Raw genomic sequence first — 15,558 nt, 5'->3', positions numbered from 1 at the left:
GACGGTGGCGCGGTGTCCCGCCGTGCCGTCCGTCCCCACCCCAGACGCAAGGACCGACGCTTCATGACCGACGCTTCCGCCGCACGCCGGCCCTTCAAGCGCCTGCTGGTCGCCAACCGCGGCGAGATCGCCATCCGCGTCTTCCGCGCCGCCACCGAACTTGGCATCGGCACCGTCGCCATCTATGCCCATGAGGACCGCCTGGGCCTGCACCGCTTCAAGGCCGACGAAAGCTATCTGGTGGGCGAGGGCAAGGGGCCCGTGCTGGCCTATCTGGACATCGACGACATCCTGCGCATCGCCAAGGAAGCCAAGGTGGACGCAATCCATCCCGGCTACGGCTTCCTGTCGGAGAATCCCGACTTCGCCGAGGCTTGTGCGGCCGCGGGCATCACCTTCATCGGGCCCGACCCGGACGTCATGCGCCGACTGGGCAACAAGGTTTCCGCCCGCACCCTGGCGGAAGAGGCCGGCGTCCCCGTCGTCCCCGCCACGCCCGCGCTGCCCGACGACATGGACGAATGCGCCAAGCTGGCCGAGGCCGTCGGCTACCCGCTCATGCTCAAGGCCAGTTGGGGCGGCGGCGGCCGCGGCATGCGCGTGGTGGAAAGCGCGGATGAGCTTCCCCGCCGCGTCACCGAGGCCAAGCGCGAGGCCAAGGCGGCCTTCGGCAACGACGAGGTGTACCTGGAAAAGCTCGTCCGCCGCGCGCGCCATGTGGAGGTGCAGGTGCTGGGCGACACCCACGGCACCATCGTCCACCTGTTCGAGCGCGATTGCTCCGTCCAGCGCCGCAATCAGAAGGTGGTGGAGCGCGCGCCCGCGCCCTACCTGTCGCCCGACCAGCGGCAGGACCTGTGCGCCGCCGGCCTGCGGCTGGTGCAGCATTGCGGCTACTCCGGCGCCGGCACGGTGGAGTTCCTGATGGACGCCGACACCGGCGCCTTCTACTTCATCGAGGTCAACCCGCGCGTCCAGGTGGAGCACACAGTGACCGAGCAGGTCACCGGCATCGACATCGTCAAGGCCCAGATCCTCATCGCGCAAGGCGCCCGCATTGGTGAAGTCGAGGACAGCGGCGTGCCGGCGCAGGACGGCATCCGCCTGAACGGCCATGCGCTCCAGTGTCGCGTGACGACCGAGGACCCGGACCAGAACTTCATCCCCGACTACGGCCGCATCACCGCCTATCGCGGGGCGACGGGCTTCGGCATCCGGCTGGACGGCGGCACGGCCTACTCCGGTGCCGTCATCACCCGGTATTACGACAGCCTGCTGGAGAAGGTCACCGCCTGGGGACCGACGCCGGTGGAGGCCGCCAAGCGCATGGACCGCGCGCTGCGGGAGTTCCGCATCCGGGGCGTGGCGACCAACCTGCCGTTCCTGGAAGCGGTGGTCATGCACCCGACCTTCCTGGCCGGCGAGGTGACGACGCGCTTCATCGACGAGACGCCCGAGCTTCTGGAGCATCCCGCCCGCCGCGACCGCGCGACCAAGCTGCTCAAGTTCATCGGCGAGGTGATCGTCAACGGCAACACCGAGATGAAGGGCCGCAAGCTGCCCGACACCATCCCGCCGCAACCCCACGCGCCGGTGCCCGGCCCAGACCTGCCGCAGGAGCCGCCCGCCGGCACCAAGCAGCTGCTTGATGAGCTGGGGCCGGAGAAATTCGCGGAGTGGATGAAGGCGGAAACCCGCCTGCTGGTCACCGACACCACCTTGCGCGACGCCCACCAGTCCCTTCTGGCGACGCGCATGCGCAGCTTCGAGATGATGGACGCCGCCCCCCTTTACGCGCGCGGCCTGCCGCAACTGTTCAGCCTGGAATGCTGGGGCGGGGCGACGTTTGACGTCTCCATGCGCTTCCTTCAGGAAGACCCGTGGGAGCGCCTGCGGGAAATCCGCCGGCTGGTGCCCAATATCCTGCTGCAGATGCTGCTGCGCGCCTCCAATGCCGTCGGCTACACCAACTATCCCGACAACGTGGTGCGGCACTTCGTCCATCAGGCGGCGGACAACGGCATCGACGTCTTCCGCGTCTTCGACAGCCTGAACTGGACGGAGAACATGGGCGTCGCCATGGATGCGGTGCGCGAAACGGGCAAGATCTGCGAGGCCGCCGTCTGCTACACCGGCGACATCGACGACCCCGCCCGCCACAAGTACGACCTGAAATACTACGTCGACATCGCCAAGGAACTGGAGCGCATGGGCGCCCATGTCCTGGGCATCAAGGACATGGCCGGCGTCTGCAAGCCCTTCGCCGCGCGCAAGCTGGTGTCGACGCTGAAGGAAGAGGTCGGCATCCCCATCCACTTCCACATGCACGATACCTCGGGCTTTGGCGCGGCGTCGCTGCTGGCGGCGGCGGAGGCCGGGGTGGATGCGCTGGATGCCGCCATCGACAGCATGTCGGGCCTGACCAGCCAGCCAAACCTGGGCTCGCTGGCCGCCTGCTTCCGGGGGCAGACGCGCGACACCGGCCTGCCGGCGCCCGTGCTGCGCCAGATGAGCACCTACTGGGAGCAGGCGCGCCGCCTCTACTGGCCGTTCGAGAGCGACATCCGGTCGGGCACGTCCGACGTCTACCGGCACGAGATGCCGGGCGGCCAGTACACCAACCTGCGCGAACAGGCGCGGTCGCTTGGCATCGGCGACGACCGCTGGCCCGAGGTCTCCCGCGCCTATGCCGAGGTCAACGAGATGTTCGGCGACATCGTGAAGGTCACGCCCACCTCCAAGGTCGTCGGCGACATGGCGCTGACCATGGTCACCGGCGGTCTGACGCGCGAGGACGTGCTCAGCCCCGAGAAGGACATCAGCTTCCCCGACAGCGTGATCTCGCTGTTCCGCGGCGACCTGGGCCACCCGCCGGGCGGCTTCCCCAAGGAGCTTCAGAAAAAGGTCCTGAAGGACGAGGCCCCGCGCCACGACCGACCGGGTGCGGAGCTTCCGCCCGGCGACCTGGACGCCGAGCGCGCCAAGCTGGAAGAGGGCGCGACGGAGGCCGACCTGGCCTCGCGCCTGATGTACCCGCAGGTCTATGAAACCTTCGCCGCCCATCGGGAAGAGTTCGGCGATACCAGCGTGCTGCCGACGGAAGTGTTCTTCTACGGCATGCAGCCGGGGCAGGAGGTGTCGGTCACGCTGGAGCCCGGCAAGACGCTGGTCATCCGCTGCCAGGCCGTCGGCGACCTGCACGAGGACGGCTCGCGCCTGGTGTTCTTCGAACTGAACGGTCAGCCGCGCACCGTGCGGGTGAAGGAGGCTGGAAAGGGCGATGCCACCGCCCGGCCCAAGGCCGACGAAAACAACCCCGGCCACTTGGCCGCGCCCATGCCGGGGCTGGTGTCCACCGTCGCGGTCTCGGCCGGGCAGAAGGTGGCGCCTGGCGACCTGCTGGTGACGCTGGAGGCCATGAAGATGGAAACAAGCCTGCACGCCGAGGTCTCGGGCACGGTGGAAAAGATCGAGGCCGGCGCCGGCTCGCAGGTGGAGGCCAAGGACCTGCTGCTGGTCATCGACGTGGCGGAATAGCGCGATCGCGACTCCGTTCGACGCGGGCGGTGCCTCTTTCCGCCGCCCGCGTCCCTACCTCCTTCGACCGCGAAGACCTTGAGACACCTGCGTTTCCAGGCCTGTGGAAGCCTCGCCATCAGGGGTAATTGACCGTGGACACGACTGCCGCGTGAAATGACTCCCGTATCCGTTCCGCTCGCCCGGCCGGGCGCGCGGCCAACAGGGAGGCCCTGCATGGGGAGCTACCGTGACTACCGCCACGAGTTCCGCCGCCTGAAGGTCGAGGCGCTCATGGCGCGCTGCCGGAGCCTGGACACCGCCCGCGAACCCGTCGCCCGCTGCCACGCCGCCATCGACGAGCTTCTCGACACCGCCTTCACCACCGAGGACGGGCAGTGCGAACGGGACCTGGTGGACGAGGCGCGGCGGCTGGCGGAAACCATCGCCGAGCAGATGGCCCGCCAGCCGGCGCTGGCGACGCTGCTGCGCGACAGCTTCGCCGCCGCCGTCCATTACCGCACGCCCTTCACCACGTTCTATCTGCCGGACCTGCATTGATCCGGCCGCTCAGGCTCACGCCGCCGCGGTCAGCGCCGCGTCCAGGTCGGCGATCAGGTCGTCGACCGTCTCCAGGCCGATGGAGAGGCGAATGGTGTCCGGGCCGGCGCCGGCGGCGATCTGCTGCTCTTCCGTCAACTGCCGGTGGGTGGTCGACGCCGGGTGCAGGATCAGCGAGCGCGTGTCGCCGATGTTGGCGAGGTGGCTGAACACCTCCGTCCCCTCCACCACGCGGCGGCCGACCTCGTATCCGCCCTTCACGCCGAAGGTGAACACTGCGCCGCAGCCCTTGGGCAGGTACTTCTCCACCAGCCCCTTGAACGGACTGGAGCCGAGGCCCGGATAGCTGACCCACGCCACCTGCGGGTGGTTCTCCAGGAATTCCGCGACCTTCTGGGCGTTCTCGCAGTGGCGCTGCATGCGGATGTGCAGGGTCTCGATGCCCGTGATGGTCAGGAAGGCGTTCTGCGGCGACAGCGCGGGGCCGAAATCGCGCAGGGCCACGGCGCGGGCCTTGGTGGTGAAGGCGAAGTCGCCGAAGGTCTCGTAGAAGGTCAGGCCGTGGTAGGCGGGCTCGGGCTTCGCCAGCGAGGGGAACTTGTCGTTGCGCGCCCAGTCGAACGTGCCGCTTTCCACGATCGCGCCGCCGACCGCGTTGCCGTGGCCGCCCAGGAACTTGGTGGTGGAGTGCACCACCAGGTCGGCGCCGTATTCGATCGGGCGCATCAGGTAGGGGGTCGCCATGGTGTTGTCGACGATGAGCGGGATCCCGGCCTCGTCGGCGATCTTCGCCACGGCCTCCACGTCCACCACGATGCCGCCGGGGTTGGCCAGCGCCTCAAGGAAGATGGCCTTGCACTTGGGCGTCAGGGCCTTCCTGAAGTTCTCGGGGTCCGTCGGGTCGACGAAGTGGCAGTTCCAGCCCAGCTTCTTGAACGACAGCCCGAACTGCGTGATGGACCCGCCGTAGAGGTTCCGCGAGGCGACGAATTCGTCGCCCGGCTCCAGCAGGGTGAAGAAGGTGAGGAACTGCGCGGCATGGCCGGAAGCGCAGCAGAGCGCCGCCCGACCGCCTTCCAGGCTGGCGACGCGCTCCTCCAGCACGCTGACGGTGGGATTGGTCAGGCGCGAGTAGATGTAGCCGAAGGTGTGCAGGTTGAACAGGTTGGCGGCGTGGTCGGCATCGTCGAACACATAGGACGTGGTCTGGTAGATGGGCGTCGTGCGCGCGCCGGTGGTCGGATCGGGAGCCGAGCCGGCATGGATGGCGCGGGTTTCGAAGCCGTACTCCCGCTGCGGACCCTGGGCAGTGTCGGCCTTTTGTGCGGGCGCGCCGCTGGCGGGGGCGCGGCGGGGCTTCGATGACACGATGCCGGAGTTCACCCCCTGCCACGACAACTCGCCGCCCAGGCGCCCGAACTCGATCTTGGGGCAGCGGTCCATGATGACCGTCAGCCCGGCAGCCTCGGCCCGCGCTGCCGCTTCCTCGTTGACGACGCCCAACTGCATCCAGACCGACTTGGCGCCGATCTCGATGGCCTCTTCCACGATGGGCGGCACGTGGTCGGGCCGGCGGAAGATGTCGACCATGTCCACCGGCTCGGGGATGGATTTGAGATCGGGATAGACGGCCTCGCCCAGCAGCTCCTGCCCGGCGGCACCCGGGTTGACCGGGATGACGCGATAGCCCTTTTCCTGCAGGTACTTCATGACGAAGTAGCTGGGCCGGTTCCAGTTGGTGCTGGCACCGACCATGGCGATGGTCTTAGTGCCTTGAAGAACCTTGCGGATCAGCGCGTCGGGGTAGGAGAGGGCGGTGGTCATGGGGACGGGTCCTCTTCGTCTTTTCCGGTCATCTTCCTGCATAACCGGTCGTTCTCCAAAGAGCCAGAGCCGCGTTGCCGGACCACGCGCCAGAGCCAGCCGATGCCCCAGACATCCTCCGCCTTCAGAATCATGGTGTCGCCCGCCGCCGCCACGCACTATAATATGACTATGATTTGCATATTTTGCGGAGCAGATGATGGCCGAGGCGTCGGGCGCCCTTTACGCGGCACGCGAGAAGATTCATCCCAAGGCGGTGCGCGGCCGGTTCCGGCGGTGGAAGGATGCCATCGGGTGGACGCTGGCGGCCGTCTTCTTCATCGTGCCGTGGCTGCGGTGGGACCGGCCGGGTGATCTTCCCGACCAGGCGGTTCTGCTGGACATCGCCAACAAGCGCGGCTTCCTGTTCGACATGAACATCTGGCCGCAGGACATCGTCTACATGGCCGTGGCCCTTGTGCTGGGCACGGTGGCGCTGTTCATGACCGCCTCCGTGGCCGGGCGCGTGTGGTGCGGGTTCTCGTGCCCGCAGACGGTCTTTACCGACATCTTCGTCCGCATCGAGAAGATGTGGGAAGGCGACCGCGCCGCCCGCATGAAGATGGATGCCGCCCCGTGGAGCACCCGCAAGCTCTTGCGGCGCGGCGGCAAGCACATGACGTGGATCGCCGTGGCGGCGGCGTTCGGCGCGACCTTCAGCTTCTATTTCACCGACGCCCCGGCGGCGCTGATGGACTACCTGACGCTGGACGCGGGCCTGTGGATGTGGACGACGGTCCTGATCCTGGGCGGGACCACCTATCTGCTGGCCGGCTTCGCGCGGGAGCAGTTCTGCAACTACATGTGCCCGTGGCCGCGCCTGCAGTCCTGCATGCTGGATGAGCACAGCCTGGTCGTGACCTACCGCGACGACCGGGGCGACGCCCGCGCGGCCAAGCGCAAGTCGCAGACCTGGGAGGAGCGCCGCGCCGCCGGCTTCGGCGATTGCGTGAGCTGCCAGCAGTGCGTCCAGGTGTGCCCGATGGGCATCGACATTCGCGAGGGCGTCAACGCCGACTGCATCAACTGCGGCCTGTGCATCGACGCCTGCGACACGATGATGGACAAGGTCGGCCTCGACCGCGGCCTCATCGCGTTCGACTCCCTGGCGAACGCCCGCGCCCGCCGTGTCGGCCGGGCCGAGCCCAGCCGCATCGTGCGGCCCCGGACCATCGCCTTCGCCGCCGTGATCGGCGTGATCTGCGTGGGCGTGCTGGGCACGTTCCTCATGCGCAGCGACCTGGAGGTGGCCCTCATCCAGGAGCGCAGCCCGCTTTACGTGCGCCTGTCCGATGGGTCCATCCGCAATGCCTACGACCTGAAGATCCTCAACAAGCGGGAGCAGGACCGCCGTTTCGCGCTGGAGGTCGCCGGCAACCCCAGCGCCCGCATCGAGACGCTGGATGCTTCGGGCGAGGGCGAGGGCGTGGAGCTTGCGGTGGAGGGCGGCCGGCACGTCTCGCGCAAGGTGTTCGTCACCGTGCCCGGACCGGACGCCGACGTCTCGGACATGACGCTGGTCATGCGCGACACCGCGACCGGCGCGGAAGTCCGCCGCGACGTCGTGTTCGCCCTGCCGAGGTGACGGAACGGGCAGGGGCGGGCGCGCTCGGCGCCGGCGCTTCGTCCCGCGCCTTCAGCAGGCGGTAGGCCGCCCGCAGCAGCGCGAGGCCGTCGCCGGCGCTCAGGTCACCCATGTCGACGTGGTACAGGCCGTCGACCACGTACAGCCGCGCCTGATCCGGCCCGATGCGCTCGGCCAGGGCGCGGCTTTCGGTCCACGGCACCATGGGATCATCGCGGCCGTGGATCAGGATTACCTCGGCCGTCAATCGGTCCAGGTCGCGGCGCGACAGGTCCAGCGCCCGGATCTCGGTGCGCAGCGCGTCCGGCAGGGCGTCGATAAGAGCCGGCACCCGGTCGGGATCGTCGTTGGACAGCAGCCGCCACACCGCCCGCGCCTCCGGCCCCAGGGCCTGCGTCAGCGCCGCAACCCCGGCACCGGGCGCGGCGAGGCGACGGCGGGCGATGGCGCGCAAAGTCTCGGCGTCATCGGTGCCCGCGCCGACGCGCCCGGCGTTGGCCAACAGGAAACGCCACTTGGCCTGGCGGTCCACCGGCCCCGTCCGCCAGCCGGCGCCCGGAGCGACGCGGTAGGCGCCGGTGGTCATGTAGGTGATGGCGGCGGTGATGTCGTGATAGCCACCGATCACCAGCACGAACCCGACATGCTCGCGCACCGCCGGCCGCAGGGCGGCCAGCAGGGCCGGCCCGGCGGCGTAGGAGATGCCGACCAGCCCCACCTCGGCCACCGCCGCCGTCCCGGTCAGGCGCTGTACCCCGCGGGCGACCGCATCGGCGTCGCCGGCCGAGAGGCGCAGGGGATCGTCGCCCGCCAGACCCGGAACCAACACCAGGAACCCCGCATCCGCCAGCGTGGCGGCGAACCGCACCAGCCGGGGATCGCGGCGGCCTTCCTCCGCCGCACCGGGCACGACCACCAGGGCGGCCTCGGGCGCGACATCTGTCGCGCGGTACAGGTCGGCGGGGCCGGCGATCTCCTGCCGCTCCACCGCCGCCAGCGCCTCGGGCAGCGGCGGCGGGTCGGCCAGGTCGGTCAGCAGGTCGACGGCCTCAACCGTGCGGCCGGGCGAGCAGGCGGCCAGCACCATCAGGCAGAGCATCGGAACCAGGGCGCGGATGGCGGGCAGCGGCATGGGCGGTGCCTCCGGTCGGTGGGCAGGCGTTGAGGCCGGGCATGGCCGACAACACATCAACGTGGTCACGCCGCTTATGGAGGACAATGCCATGCGCCTGGCCCGCACCCTGCTCGCCGCCGCCGTCCTGGCCGCCGCCATGCCCGCCGCCGCCACGGCGCATCACGGCTGGCGCTGGACCGAGGGCGAAAACACCCGCCTGACCGGCACCATCACCGCCGTAAAGCTCGGCAATCCGCACGGCGAGGTGACGCTCGACGTCGCCGGCACCGCCTGGCTGGTGGAGGTCGGCCAGCCCTGGCGCAACGACCGCGCCGGCCTGACGCCCGAAAAACTGGTGGAGGGTGTCGAGATGACGGTCATCGGCGAGACTGCCGCCGACGCCGACCGCAAGGTCATCAAGGCCGAGCGGGTCATCATCGACGGCACGGAACACGTGCTCTATCCGGAACGCGACTGACGTCCGCGCCCGGTGTTGGACACGGTCCTGGCGGCGCTGGAGGCGTCCGGCATCGCCACGCACCTGCGCTTTTCCCGCTGGACGTATCCGGCCGTGAACGCCGGTCACGTTCTCGGGCTCGCGCTTCTGGTCGGAGCGGTGGTGCCGCTGGACCTGAAGCTGCTGGGCCTGTGGCCGGCGGTGGCGCGACGGGATGTGGAGCGCCTTCTGGCTCCCGTGGCGGCGGTCGGGCTGGCAACGGCCATCGTCACGGGGCTTCTGCTGTTTTCCGTGCAGGCGCGGGACTATGCCTCCCTCGGCCTGTTCCAGGCCAAGATGGCGCTGGTGGTGCTGGGCGCAGCCAATGCCCTGGCGGCGCTCGCCCTGCGCCGACGGGGAGGCGGACGGCCGGGGCTGGAGAAGCTGCTCGCGGCGGTGTCCCTGCTGTGCTGGCCGACGGCCCTCGCGGCGGGACGGTTCATCGGCTACGTGATCTGAGGCACCACATAGGCCCAGGCGCGGGCGGAGGCACCGTCGCCGGTGGTGACGGTCAGCAGGTCGCGGGCGAAGCGGTAGGGGCCGGAGCCGGCCAGCGGATCGATGCGGGCCACCAGGTCCTCCAGCGCCTCGCTCGGCAGGAAGGCACCGGCCGCCTGTCCATCGCCGGGCCCAAGGGCGCCGCTGTCGTGAACGGACGCGCCCGCCGTCGCGGCAGTCAGCGTCTGGCGCTCGGCATCGGTGAGCGCGCGGTCCAGCGCCTCGCGCAGGCCGTCGGGGATGAACAGGCCGTCGGCGGCGGAGCGGGCCGGGCGGCCGGCGGCGGCGTCCAGAAGGCGGGCCGGGCTCAGGCCGTGGCGGCGCAATCCCTCGGCGCAGACGGAGACATAGTGCTCGTGGAGCGGGACGTGCGGCCGGGCTTCCTCGGGCAGGACGCGATAGGTGGTGACGTCGCGCCACAGGCCGCCGTGGTCCCGCACCCGGACGGGAATGCGCTCGTAGGCGAAGCCGACGCCTTCCTTGATGTCCAGAAGCTCCCACCCCGCCGGGGATACGGCCATCAGCACGCCCTCCACCGCATGGCCGGAGCGCGGGCGGATGTCGAGCACGCCACCCTTCCGCCCCGTGGAATGGCGGGAGAACGCCAGTTCATGGTCGGGCAGCATGGCGGCGCCCACCGGCGTCATGCAGGCCGGATCGGCGGTGCCGGGGCGGGCGGCGCACCAGCGTCCCCAGTCCTCGGCGTTGAGGTTGGAGCCGTAGGCGAAATAGAGCGTGGCTTCGGGCACGGATTACCTCTCGACGGGGGCGGAAACGGGCGGATGCAGCGGCCGGACGCGGCGGGGCGCCGGTGCGGCCGGCTCGATCAGAAGGGGCATGGCGTTGGCGACCGTGGCGTCCGCGCCCGGCAGGCCCAGGTGGTCCATCAGGCAGCGGAAGATGCCCGCGTGCGCCACGATCAGCGGCGGCGGCGCCCCGACGTGCTCTGTCCCGGCCGAAGCGATGGCGGCCAGGGCGCGGGCGTGGAAGGCCGCCGCCGGCTCGCCGCCCCGGGGCGTTTCGGCCCGGGGCGGACGGGCCTTCACGGGGCCGTTCTGGTAAACGCCCCAGTGCCGCTCCATCAGGTCGGGCACGACGGTCACCGGCAGGTCCGGCCGGCGGCGGAGCAGCGGTGCCAGGGTATCGCGACAGCGGCTGAGGGGGCTGCACCAGGCGCCCGACAGCGGCACGTCCGCCATCACGTCGGCCGCCGCCTCGGCCTCGGCCCGCCCCTGGTCGTCCAGCGGCACGTCCTCCTGCCCGGCGACCAGACCCCGCGCGTTCCAGGCCGACCGGCCGTGGCGCAGGAAGATGAAGCGGCGGGGCAGGACGGCGTCGGGCATGGCGTTGGGGCGGGCGGCCTGAGCGTTGCGGTGACGCCAGACTGGTCCATTGCGGGCCGGGTTGTCCAGCGCGGCGCGGACCGTCGGGTGTCGCCAAACTTTTCATGGACTTGCTGGCGGCGATGAAACACAGTGCTCACCGTTTTCGCGCCCGAGGGGCTGTTGGCGCGCCGCACAGGAGGGACGACATCATGAACAAGGGCGTGGGGATCGGGATCGGCGCGGCGGTGCTTGCCGTGGTGGCGGGCGGCGGCTGGATTTACGCCGGCAGCGTGGCGACGGCGCACGCCGAGCAGGCGCTGGAGGACGTGCGGGCGCAACTGCCGCCGGGCGCGACGCTGACGGTCGACGGTCTTTCCGCGTCGCCCTTGGGCTCGGTCAGCGTCGACGGCTTCACCATGACGCTGGCCGACGGCGCGACCCTGCGCGGCGGTGCGGCTTCTGCGTCGGGGGATGCCGATCGCGTGGACGCCGTGGACATGGCGGATCTGGCGCTTTCGGAAGACGACCTCACGGTCACGGCCGAGACCCTGAGCGTCCGCGGTCTCTCGCATCCCGACTTCGAGCGCCTGACCCGCACCCTGCGGGGCGAGGCCGGCGGCTACAGCGATCCGGTGGAGGCCCTGCGCGCATTGTCGGTGGAGTCGGTGGACATCGGCGATCTTTCCGCGGCAGAAGACGGCGACACGCTCAGCCTGGGCGGCCTGAGCATCTCCGACGTGGCCGACGGCACGGTCGGGCGGTTCGGGCTGACTGATGGCGCCTTCGCCAAGCGGGACAACGCCGCCAGCCTGGGCCGTTTCTCGGTGGAGGGCGTGGAAGTGGCCGATGCGGTCGCCGCCGCCCTGCGCGGGGCCGACGAGGAAGACATCATGGCGGTCACCCGTTACGGCGCCTTCGAGGTGGCCGATGTCTCGGCCGTGGAGGACGGCGTGGAGATCTTCCGTCTGGGCCGCTTTGCGCTGGAGGACCCGGTGCACGTGGGCGACGTGGTCATGGCGGGTACCTTCATCCTTGATGATCTGGCCATCGACCAGCGCCAGAACATGGGATCGGCGCAACTGGCCCGGCTGGCCGACGTGCTGGGGCCGGCGGCCGAGGAGCCCTTCGCCATCTCGGGCCGCGCCGTCAGCACCTATGACGACGGCGCCTTCGCGCTGGAAACCATGCGGTTCGACGCCGACGGCCTTGGCTTTATCGAGATGTCGGCCGCCGGCACCGGCTATGAGCTGGACCCGGCGGCGGTCACCGACGTGCCGGCCGACGCGCAGCGCGAGGCGCTGATCAACGCCGCGATGGGCGCCGTTGCCACGGACTTCCGCTTGACGGTCTCCCACACCGGGTGGGTGCACGAGGCAATCCGCCAGGACGCCGGCGGCCCGCGCGCGGCGGAACAGCAGGCGGCCATGCTGGGCATGGTCGCGGCCATGGGTGCGGCTGCCGTCGTCGGGCGTGAGGACGCCGGGGCCCTGGCCGAAGGCATCGGCGCCTTCCTGACGGAAAAGACCGAGCTTGACGTGTCGCTGGACAATCCCCGCGGCCTGTCCATGCGCGAGGTGATGGCTTCGGGCGGTCGCGGCGGTGCCCTCGACCTGACCGTGGAAACCCGCTGACGCGGCGCTTGGCGCCACCGGCCCGGCCTGCCGCCCGCCGCTCCGATTCGGGGCGGCGGGCGGTTCGTTTTCGGGCGCCGGTCATGTCCTTCATCGGCCGTCGAATTGTGTTGCCGCCCCGCTTGATCCGGTGGGACCATGAAGGCTCCCGGATGAACGGAGAGAAGGAGACGGTGCCATGGCCGGCAAGGCATCAACGCCCCGCGTGGCGGCCCTCGTGGGGCCTTACATGGGCGGCAAGACGACGCTTCTCGAAAGCATTCTCAATGCAGCCGGCGCCACGCACCGGCAGGGCACCATCAAGGACAAGAACACCGTCGGCGACGCCAGCCCCGAGGCGCGCGACCGGGACATGAGCGTGGAGGTCAACGTGGCCTCCTGCGCCTGGCTGGACGAGCCCTGGACCTTCCTCGACTGCCCCGGGTCCAACGAATTCGCGCAGGAAACCATCGGCCCGGCCCTTGTGGCCGACGTGGCCGTGGTGGTGGTCGACCCCGAGCCCGAGCGCGCGGTGATGGTCGCCCCGGTGCTCAAGCTGCTGGACGACCACGACATTCCGCACATGGTCTTCATCAACAAGGTGGACCACCACAACGTCGACGTCCGCGCGGCGCTTGAGGCCCTGCAGGCCCACTCCGCGCGGCCGCTGGTGCTGCGCGAGGTGCCCATCCAGGAGGGCGAGGACGTCATCGGCTACATCGACCTGGTGTCCGAGCGCGCCTACAAATACCAGCCGGGCCAGGCCTCCGACCTCATCAAGATTCCCGACAGCGCCAAGGAGATCGAGGAGGTCGCGCGGCAGGAGTTGCTGGAAAGCCTGGCGGACTTCAACGACGACCTGATGGAAAAGGTGCTGGAAGACGTGGTCCCCCCGCGCGAGGAAATCTACGCCGACCTCGCCCGCGACCTGGAGGACGACAAGATCGTCCCCGTCTTCTTCGGCTCCGCCGACAAGAACGAAGGCGTGCGCCGCCTGCTCAAGGCCCTGCGGCACGAGGTGCCGGGCCACGAACAGGCGGCGATGCGCCTTGGCCTGGACCTGGAGTCCGCCGCGGGCAAGCCGCTGGCGACCGTCTTCAAGACCGTGCACGCCGCCCACGCCGGCATGTTGTCGTACGTGCGCGTATGGTCAGGAACGATCAAGGACGGCATGGCGCTCAAGACGGCGTGCGAGCCGGCGTCCGGCGGCAAGGTGACGGGACTGTTCACCCTGTTCGGCGGCGAGACGCGCAAGTCGGACGCGGTCGAGGCCGGCGGCGTGGCGGCGCTGGGGCGGCTGGATGCGGTACCCACCGGCGCGCTGATCGGTGACGCTCCGGCGAAGGAAGCCGCCCATCCCTGGCCGCAGCCGCTGCCGCCGCTGTTCGCCCTGGCGCTGCGTCCGGCCAAGCAGGGCGACGACGTCAAGCTGTCGGGCGCGCTGCAGGACCTGGCGCTGGAGGACCCGAGCCTGTCCGTCGCCCACGACGAGGACACCGGCGAACTTCTGCTGTGGGGGCAGGGGGACATCCACTTGCAGGTGGCTCTGGCGCGGCTGGCGCGGGTCTATCACGTTGAGGTGGAGACGACGCAGCCGCAGGTGCCCTACAAGGAGACCATTCGCGGCACCGCCCAGGTGCAGGGCCGGCACAAGCGCCAGACCGGCGGCCACGGCCAGTTCGGCGACGTTCATGTGCGCATCAGGCCGCTGCCGCGCGGCGAGGGCTTCGCCTTCAAGGATTCCATCACCGGCGGCGTGGTGCCGCGCCAGTACATCCCGGCGGTGGAGCAGGGGGTGCGCGACTACCTGCAGCGCGGTCCGCTGGGCTTCCCCGTGGTGGATGTGGCGGTGGAGCTGTTCGACGGCAGCTATCACGTGGTCGACAGTTCCGAGGCGGCCTTCAAGACCGCCGGCCAGATCGCCATGCGCGAGGGCCTGCCCCAGTGCGACCCGCTGCTGCTGGAGCCCATGCTGACGGTGGAGGTCAACGTGCCCAACGAGTACACCTCCAAGGCGCAGCGGGCGCTCTCCAGCCGGCGCGGGCAGATCCTGGGATTCGACCGCCGCGACGGCTGGGAGAACTGGGACACCGTGACCGCCTGCGTGCCCCAGGCGGAGATGCACGACCTGATCGTGGAACTGCGCAGCGTCACCATGGGTGTGGGCACCTTCCACTGGCGCTTCGAACGCCTGCAGGAGGTGCAGGGCCGCACCGCCGACGAGGTGGTGGAGCGGCGCAAGGCGGCCCTGGCGACCGCCTGACGGCGCCGGCGCGACGGCGGCCTTCGGGCTGCCGCGCGCGGGCTGCGCCGCCCACCGGTTTACGGCGGCGGGCGACGGTCGACGTCGCCGGCGCGCTGGGTGCCGCCGCCGCCGAACAGCCAGTTGTCAGGGTCCTGCACCGGTTCGCCGCGCCCGGCCCAGCTCAGGCCCTTGGCCGACCGGATGACGATCCAGAAGGCCCACAGCAGCATGATCGCCCAGGCGAACGGCATGAAGGCCGGCCCCAGGTACAGGACGACGGCGCCCACGATCCAGGCCACGACGCTGCCGATGAAGGTGCGGATCTGGAAATCGTAGTGGGTCTGCTCCACGCGGGTGGAGGGCTGACGCTTGAAGAAGGCGATCAACGCCCCGATGATCACCGCCAGCGCAACGAACACGCCGACGAAATACAGGATATAGACGGCCTTCACCGTGCCGCTGACAGCGCCGCGGCTCGCCTCTCCGGCCGGGCGGCCGGCGTGCGGCCCGTGGGCTCCGCGCGGCGTGGGCGGGCCGGAGTCGTCGGTCGGCGGCGGCGGATGGTGGGCCGGCCCCGGGCCGGTGTCGGTGGCGGCGGAAACGTCGCTGGTGTCGGCATGGGGGGCGTGCGGATCGCGCGGCGAGGGCGGCGGATCGCGGTCGGCCCGGTTTTCCGGCGGTGGCCGGCGATCGGGCGGGCGGCGGTCGGACTCATCCTGTGCCATGAGGCTGCCTCCTTTGCGGT

At 70.3% G+C, this 15,558-nt stretch carries 12 protein-coding genes; 7 read left to right on the top strand and 5 right to left on the bottom strand.

The window, feature by feature from the left end; translation table 11 throughout:
• Positions 1–63: 63 nt before the first annotated feature.
• Positions 64–3,537, top strand: a complete 3,474-nt coding sequence (locus tag C882_RS11625; RefSeq protein ID WP_009540803.1) for a pyruvate carboxylase — start codon at positions 64–66, stop codon at positions 3,535–3,537.
• Between the two features lie 216 nt (positions 3,538–3,753).
• A complete protein-coding gene (locus tag C882_RS11620) occupies positions 3,754–4,077 on the top strand; it encodes a hypothetical protein (protein ID WP_009540802.1) in 324 nt (107 codons plus the stop codon).
• Positions 4,078–4,092: 15 nt separating this feature from the next.
• Here the strand turns inward: C882_RS11620 and C882_RS11615 are convergent, their stop codons facing one another.
• Positions 4,093–5,901: an O-acetylhomoserine aminocarboxypropyltransferase gene (locus C882_RS11615; RefSeq protein ID WP_043645109.1), complete on the bottom strand. Its 1,809-nt coding sequence runs from the start codon at positions 5,899–5,901 to the stop codon at positions 4,093–4,095.
• A gap of 196 nt (positions 5,902–6,097) precedes the next feature.
• Between C882_RS11615 and ccoG the strand changes: the two genes are divergently transcribed.
• Entirely contained in the window at positions 6,098–7,525 is a 1,428-nt protein-coding gene (gene ccoG / locus C882_RS11610; RefSeq protein WP_083875814.1) for a cytochrome c oxidase accessory protein CcoG, read from the top strand.
• Here the strand turns inward: ccoG and C882_RS11605 are convergent.
• Complete coding sequence (locus tag C882_RS11605; protein ID WP_052000133.1) at positions 7,461–8,657, bottom strand: alpha/beta fold hydrolase domain-containing protein; 1,197 nt, start codon at positions 8,655–8,657, stop codon at positions 7,461–7,463. The two genes, ccoG and C882_RS11605, sit on opposite strands and share 65 nt — an antisense overlap.
• Before the next feature lie 91 nt (positions 8,658–8,748).
• Between C882_RS11605 and C882_RS11600 the strand changes: the two genes are divergently transcribed.
• Both C882_RS11600 and C882_RS11595 read left to right on the top strand, forming a co-directional pair.
• Complete coding sequence (locus C882_RS11600) at positions 8,749–9,117, top strand: DUF6152 family protein (RefSeq protein WP_009540798.1); 369 nt, start codon at positions 8,749–8,751, stop codon at positions 9,115–9,117.
• A gap of 12 nt (positions 9,118–9,129) precedes the next feature.
• The gene (locus C882_RS11595; RefSeq protein WP_009540797.1) at positions 9,130–9,594 is read left to right on the top strand and encodes a hypothetical protein; all 465 of its coding nucleotides are present in this window, start codon (positions 9,130–9,132) and stop codon (positions 9,592–9,594) included.
• Here the strand turns inward: C882_RS11595 and C882_RS23215 are convergent.
• Entirely contained in the window at positions 9,582–10,382 is an 801-nt protein-coding gene (locus tag C882_RS23215) for a gamma-glutamylcyclotransferase family protein (RefSeq protein WP_009540796.1), read from the bottom strand. The two genes, C882_RS11595 and C882_RS23215, sit on opposite strands and share 13 nt — an antisense overlap.
• Positions 10,383–10,385: 3 nt before the next feature.
• Positions 10,386–10,976 (bottom strand): histidine phosphatase family protein, encoded by a 591-nt coding sequence (locus C882_RS11585; protein ID WP_009540795.1) that lies wholly within the window; start codon positions 10,974–10,976, stop codon positions 10,386–10,388.
• Positions 10,977–11,167: 191 nt separating this feature from the next.
• Here C882_RS11585 and C882_RS11580 point away from each other — a divergent pair, with 191 nt between their 5' ends.
• Both C882_RS11580 and C882_RS11575 read left to right on the top strand, forming a co-directional pair.
• Positions 11,168–12,589 carry a hypothetical protein gene (locus tag C882_RS11580; RefSeq protein ID WP_009540794.1) on the top strand — a complete coding sequence of 474 codons (1,422 nt, stop codon included), beginning with the start codon at positions 11,168–11,170 and terminating at the stop codon, positions 12,587–12,589.
• Between the two features lie 178 nt (positions 12,590–12,767).
• Positions 12,768–14,831, top strand: coding sequence for an elongation factor G (locus tag C882_RS11575; protein ID WP_009540793.1), 2,064 nt, complete (start codon positions 12,768–12,770; stop codon positions 14,829–14,831).
• Between the two features lie 59 nt (positions 14,832–14,890).
• Here the strand turns inward: C882_RS11575 and C882_RS23210 are convergent, their stop codons facing one another.
• On the bottom strand, positions 14,891–15,538 hold the full coding sequence (locus C882_RS23210; protein ID WP_009540792.1) for a DUF4870 family protein: 648 nt from the start codon (positions 15,536–15,538) through the stop codon (positions 14,891–14,893).
• Positions 15,539–15,558 lie beyond the last annotated feature (20 nt).

The sequence above is a fragment of the Caenispirillum salinarum AK4 genome, from assembly GCF_000315795.1.
Classification (GTDB): domain Bacteria; phylum Pseudomonadota; class Alphaproteobacteria; order Rhodospirillales; family Rhodospirillaceae; genus Caenispirillum; species Caenispirillum salinarum.
This window is presented reverse-complemented; position numbering and strand designations above follow the sequence as displayed.

What these genes read in the sequence shown, in the direction of transcription:
- C882_RS11625 (WP_009540803.1), top strand. Translation starts at nt 64, where the DNA reads ATGACCGACGCTTCCGCCGCACGCCGGCCCTTCAAGCGCCTGCTGGTC.
- C882_RS11620 (WP_009540802.1), top strand. Translation starts at nt 3,754, where the DNA reads ATGGGGAGCTACCGTGACTACCGCCACGAGTTCCGCCGCCTGAAGGTC.
- C882_RS11615 (WP_043645109.1), bottom strand. Translation starts at nt 5,901, where the DNA reads ATGACCACCGCCCTCTCCTACCCCGACGCGCTGATCCGCAAGGTTCTT.
- ccoG (WP_083875814.1), top strand. Translation starts at nt 6,098, where the DNA reads ATGATGGCCGAGGCGTCGGGCGCCCTTTACGCGGCACGCGAGAAGATT.
- C882_RS11605 (WP_052000133.1), bottom strand. Translation starts at nt 8,657, where the DNA reads ATGCCGCTGCCCGCCATCCGCGCCCTGGTTCCGATGCTCTGCCTGATG.
- C882_RS11600 (WP_009540798.1), top strand. Translation starts at nt 8,749, where the DNA reads ATGCGCCTGGCCCGCACCCTGCTCGCCGCCGCCGTCCTGGCCGCCGCC.
- C882_RS11585 (WP_009540795.1), bottom strand. Translation starts at nt 10,976, where the DNA reads ATGCCCGACGCCGTCCTGCCCCGCCGCTTCATCTTCCTGCGCCACGGC.
- C882_RS11580 (WP_009540794.1), top strand. Translation starts at nt 11,168, where the DNA reads ATGAACAAGGGCGTGGGGATCGGGATCGGCGCGGCGGTGCTTGCCGTG.
- C882_RS11575 (WP_009540793.1), top strand. Translation starts at nt 12,768, where the DNA reads ATGGCCGGCAAGGCATCAACGCCCCGCGTGGCGGCCCTCGTGGGGCCT.
- C882_RS23210 (WP_009540792.1), bottom strand. Translation starts at nt 15,538, where the DNA reads ATGGCACAGGATGAGTCCGACCGCCGCCCGCCCGATCGCCGGCCACCG.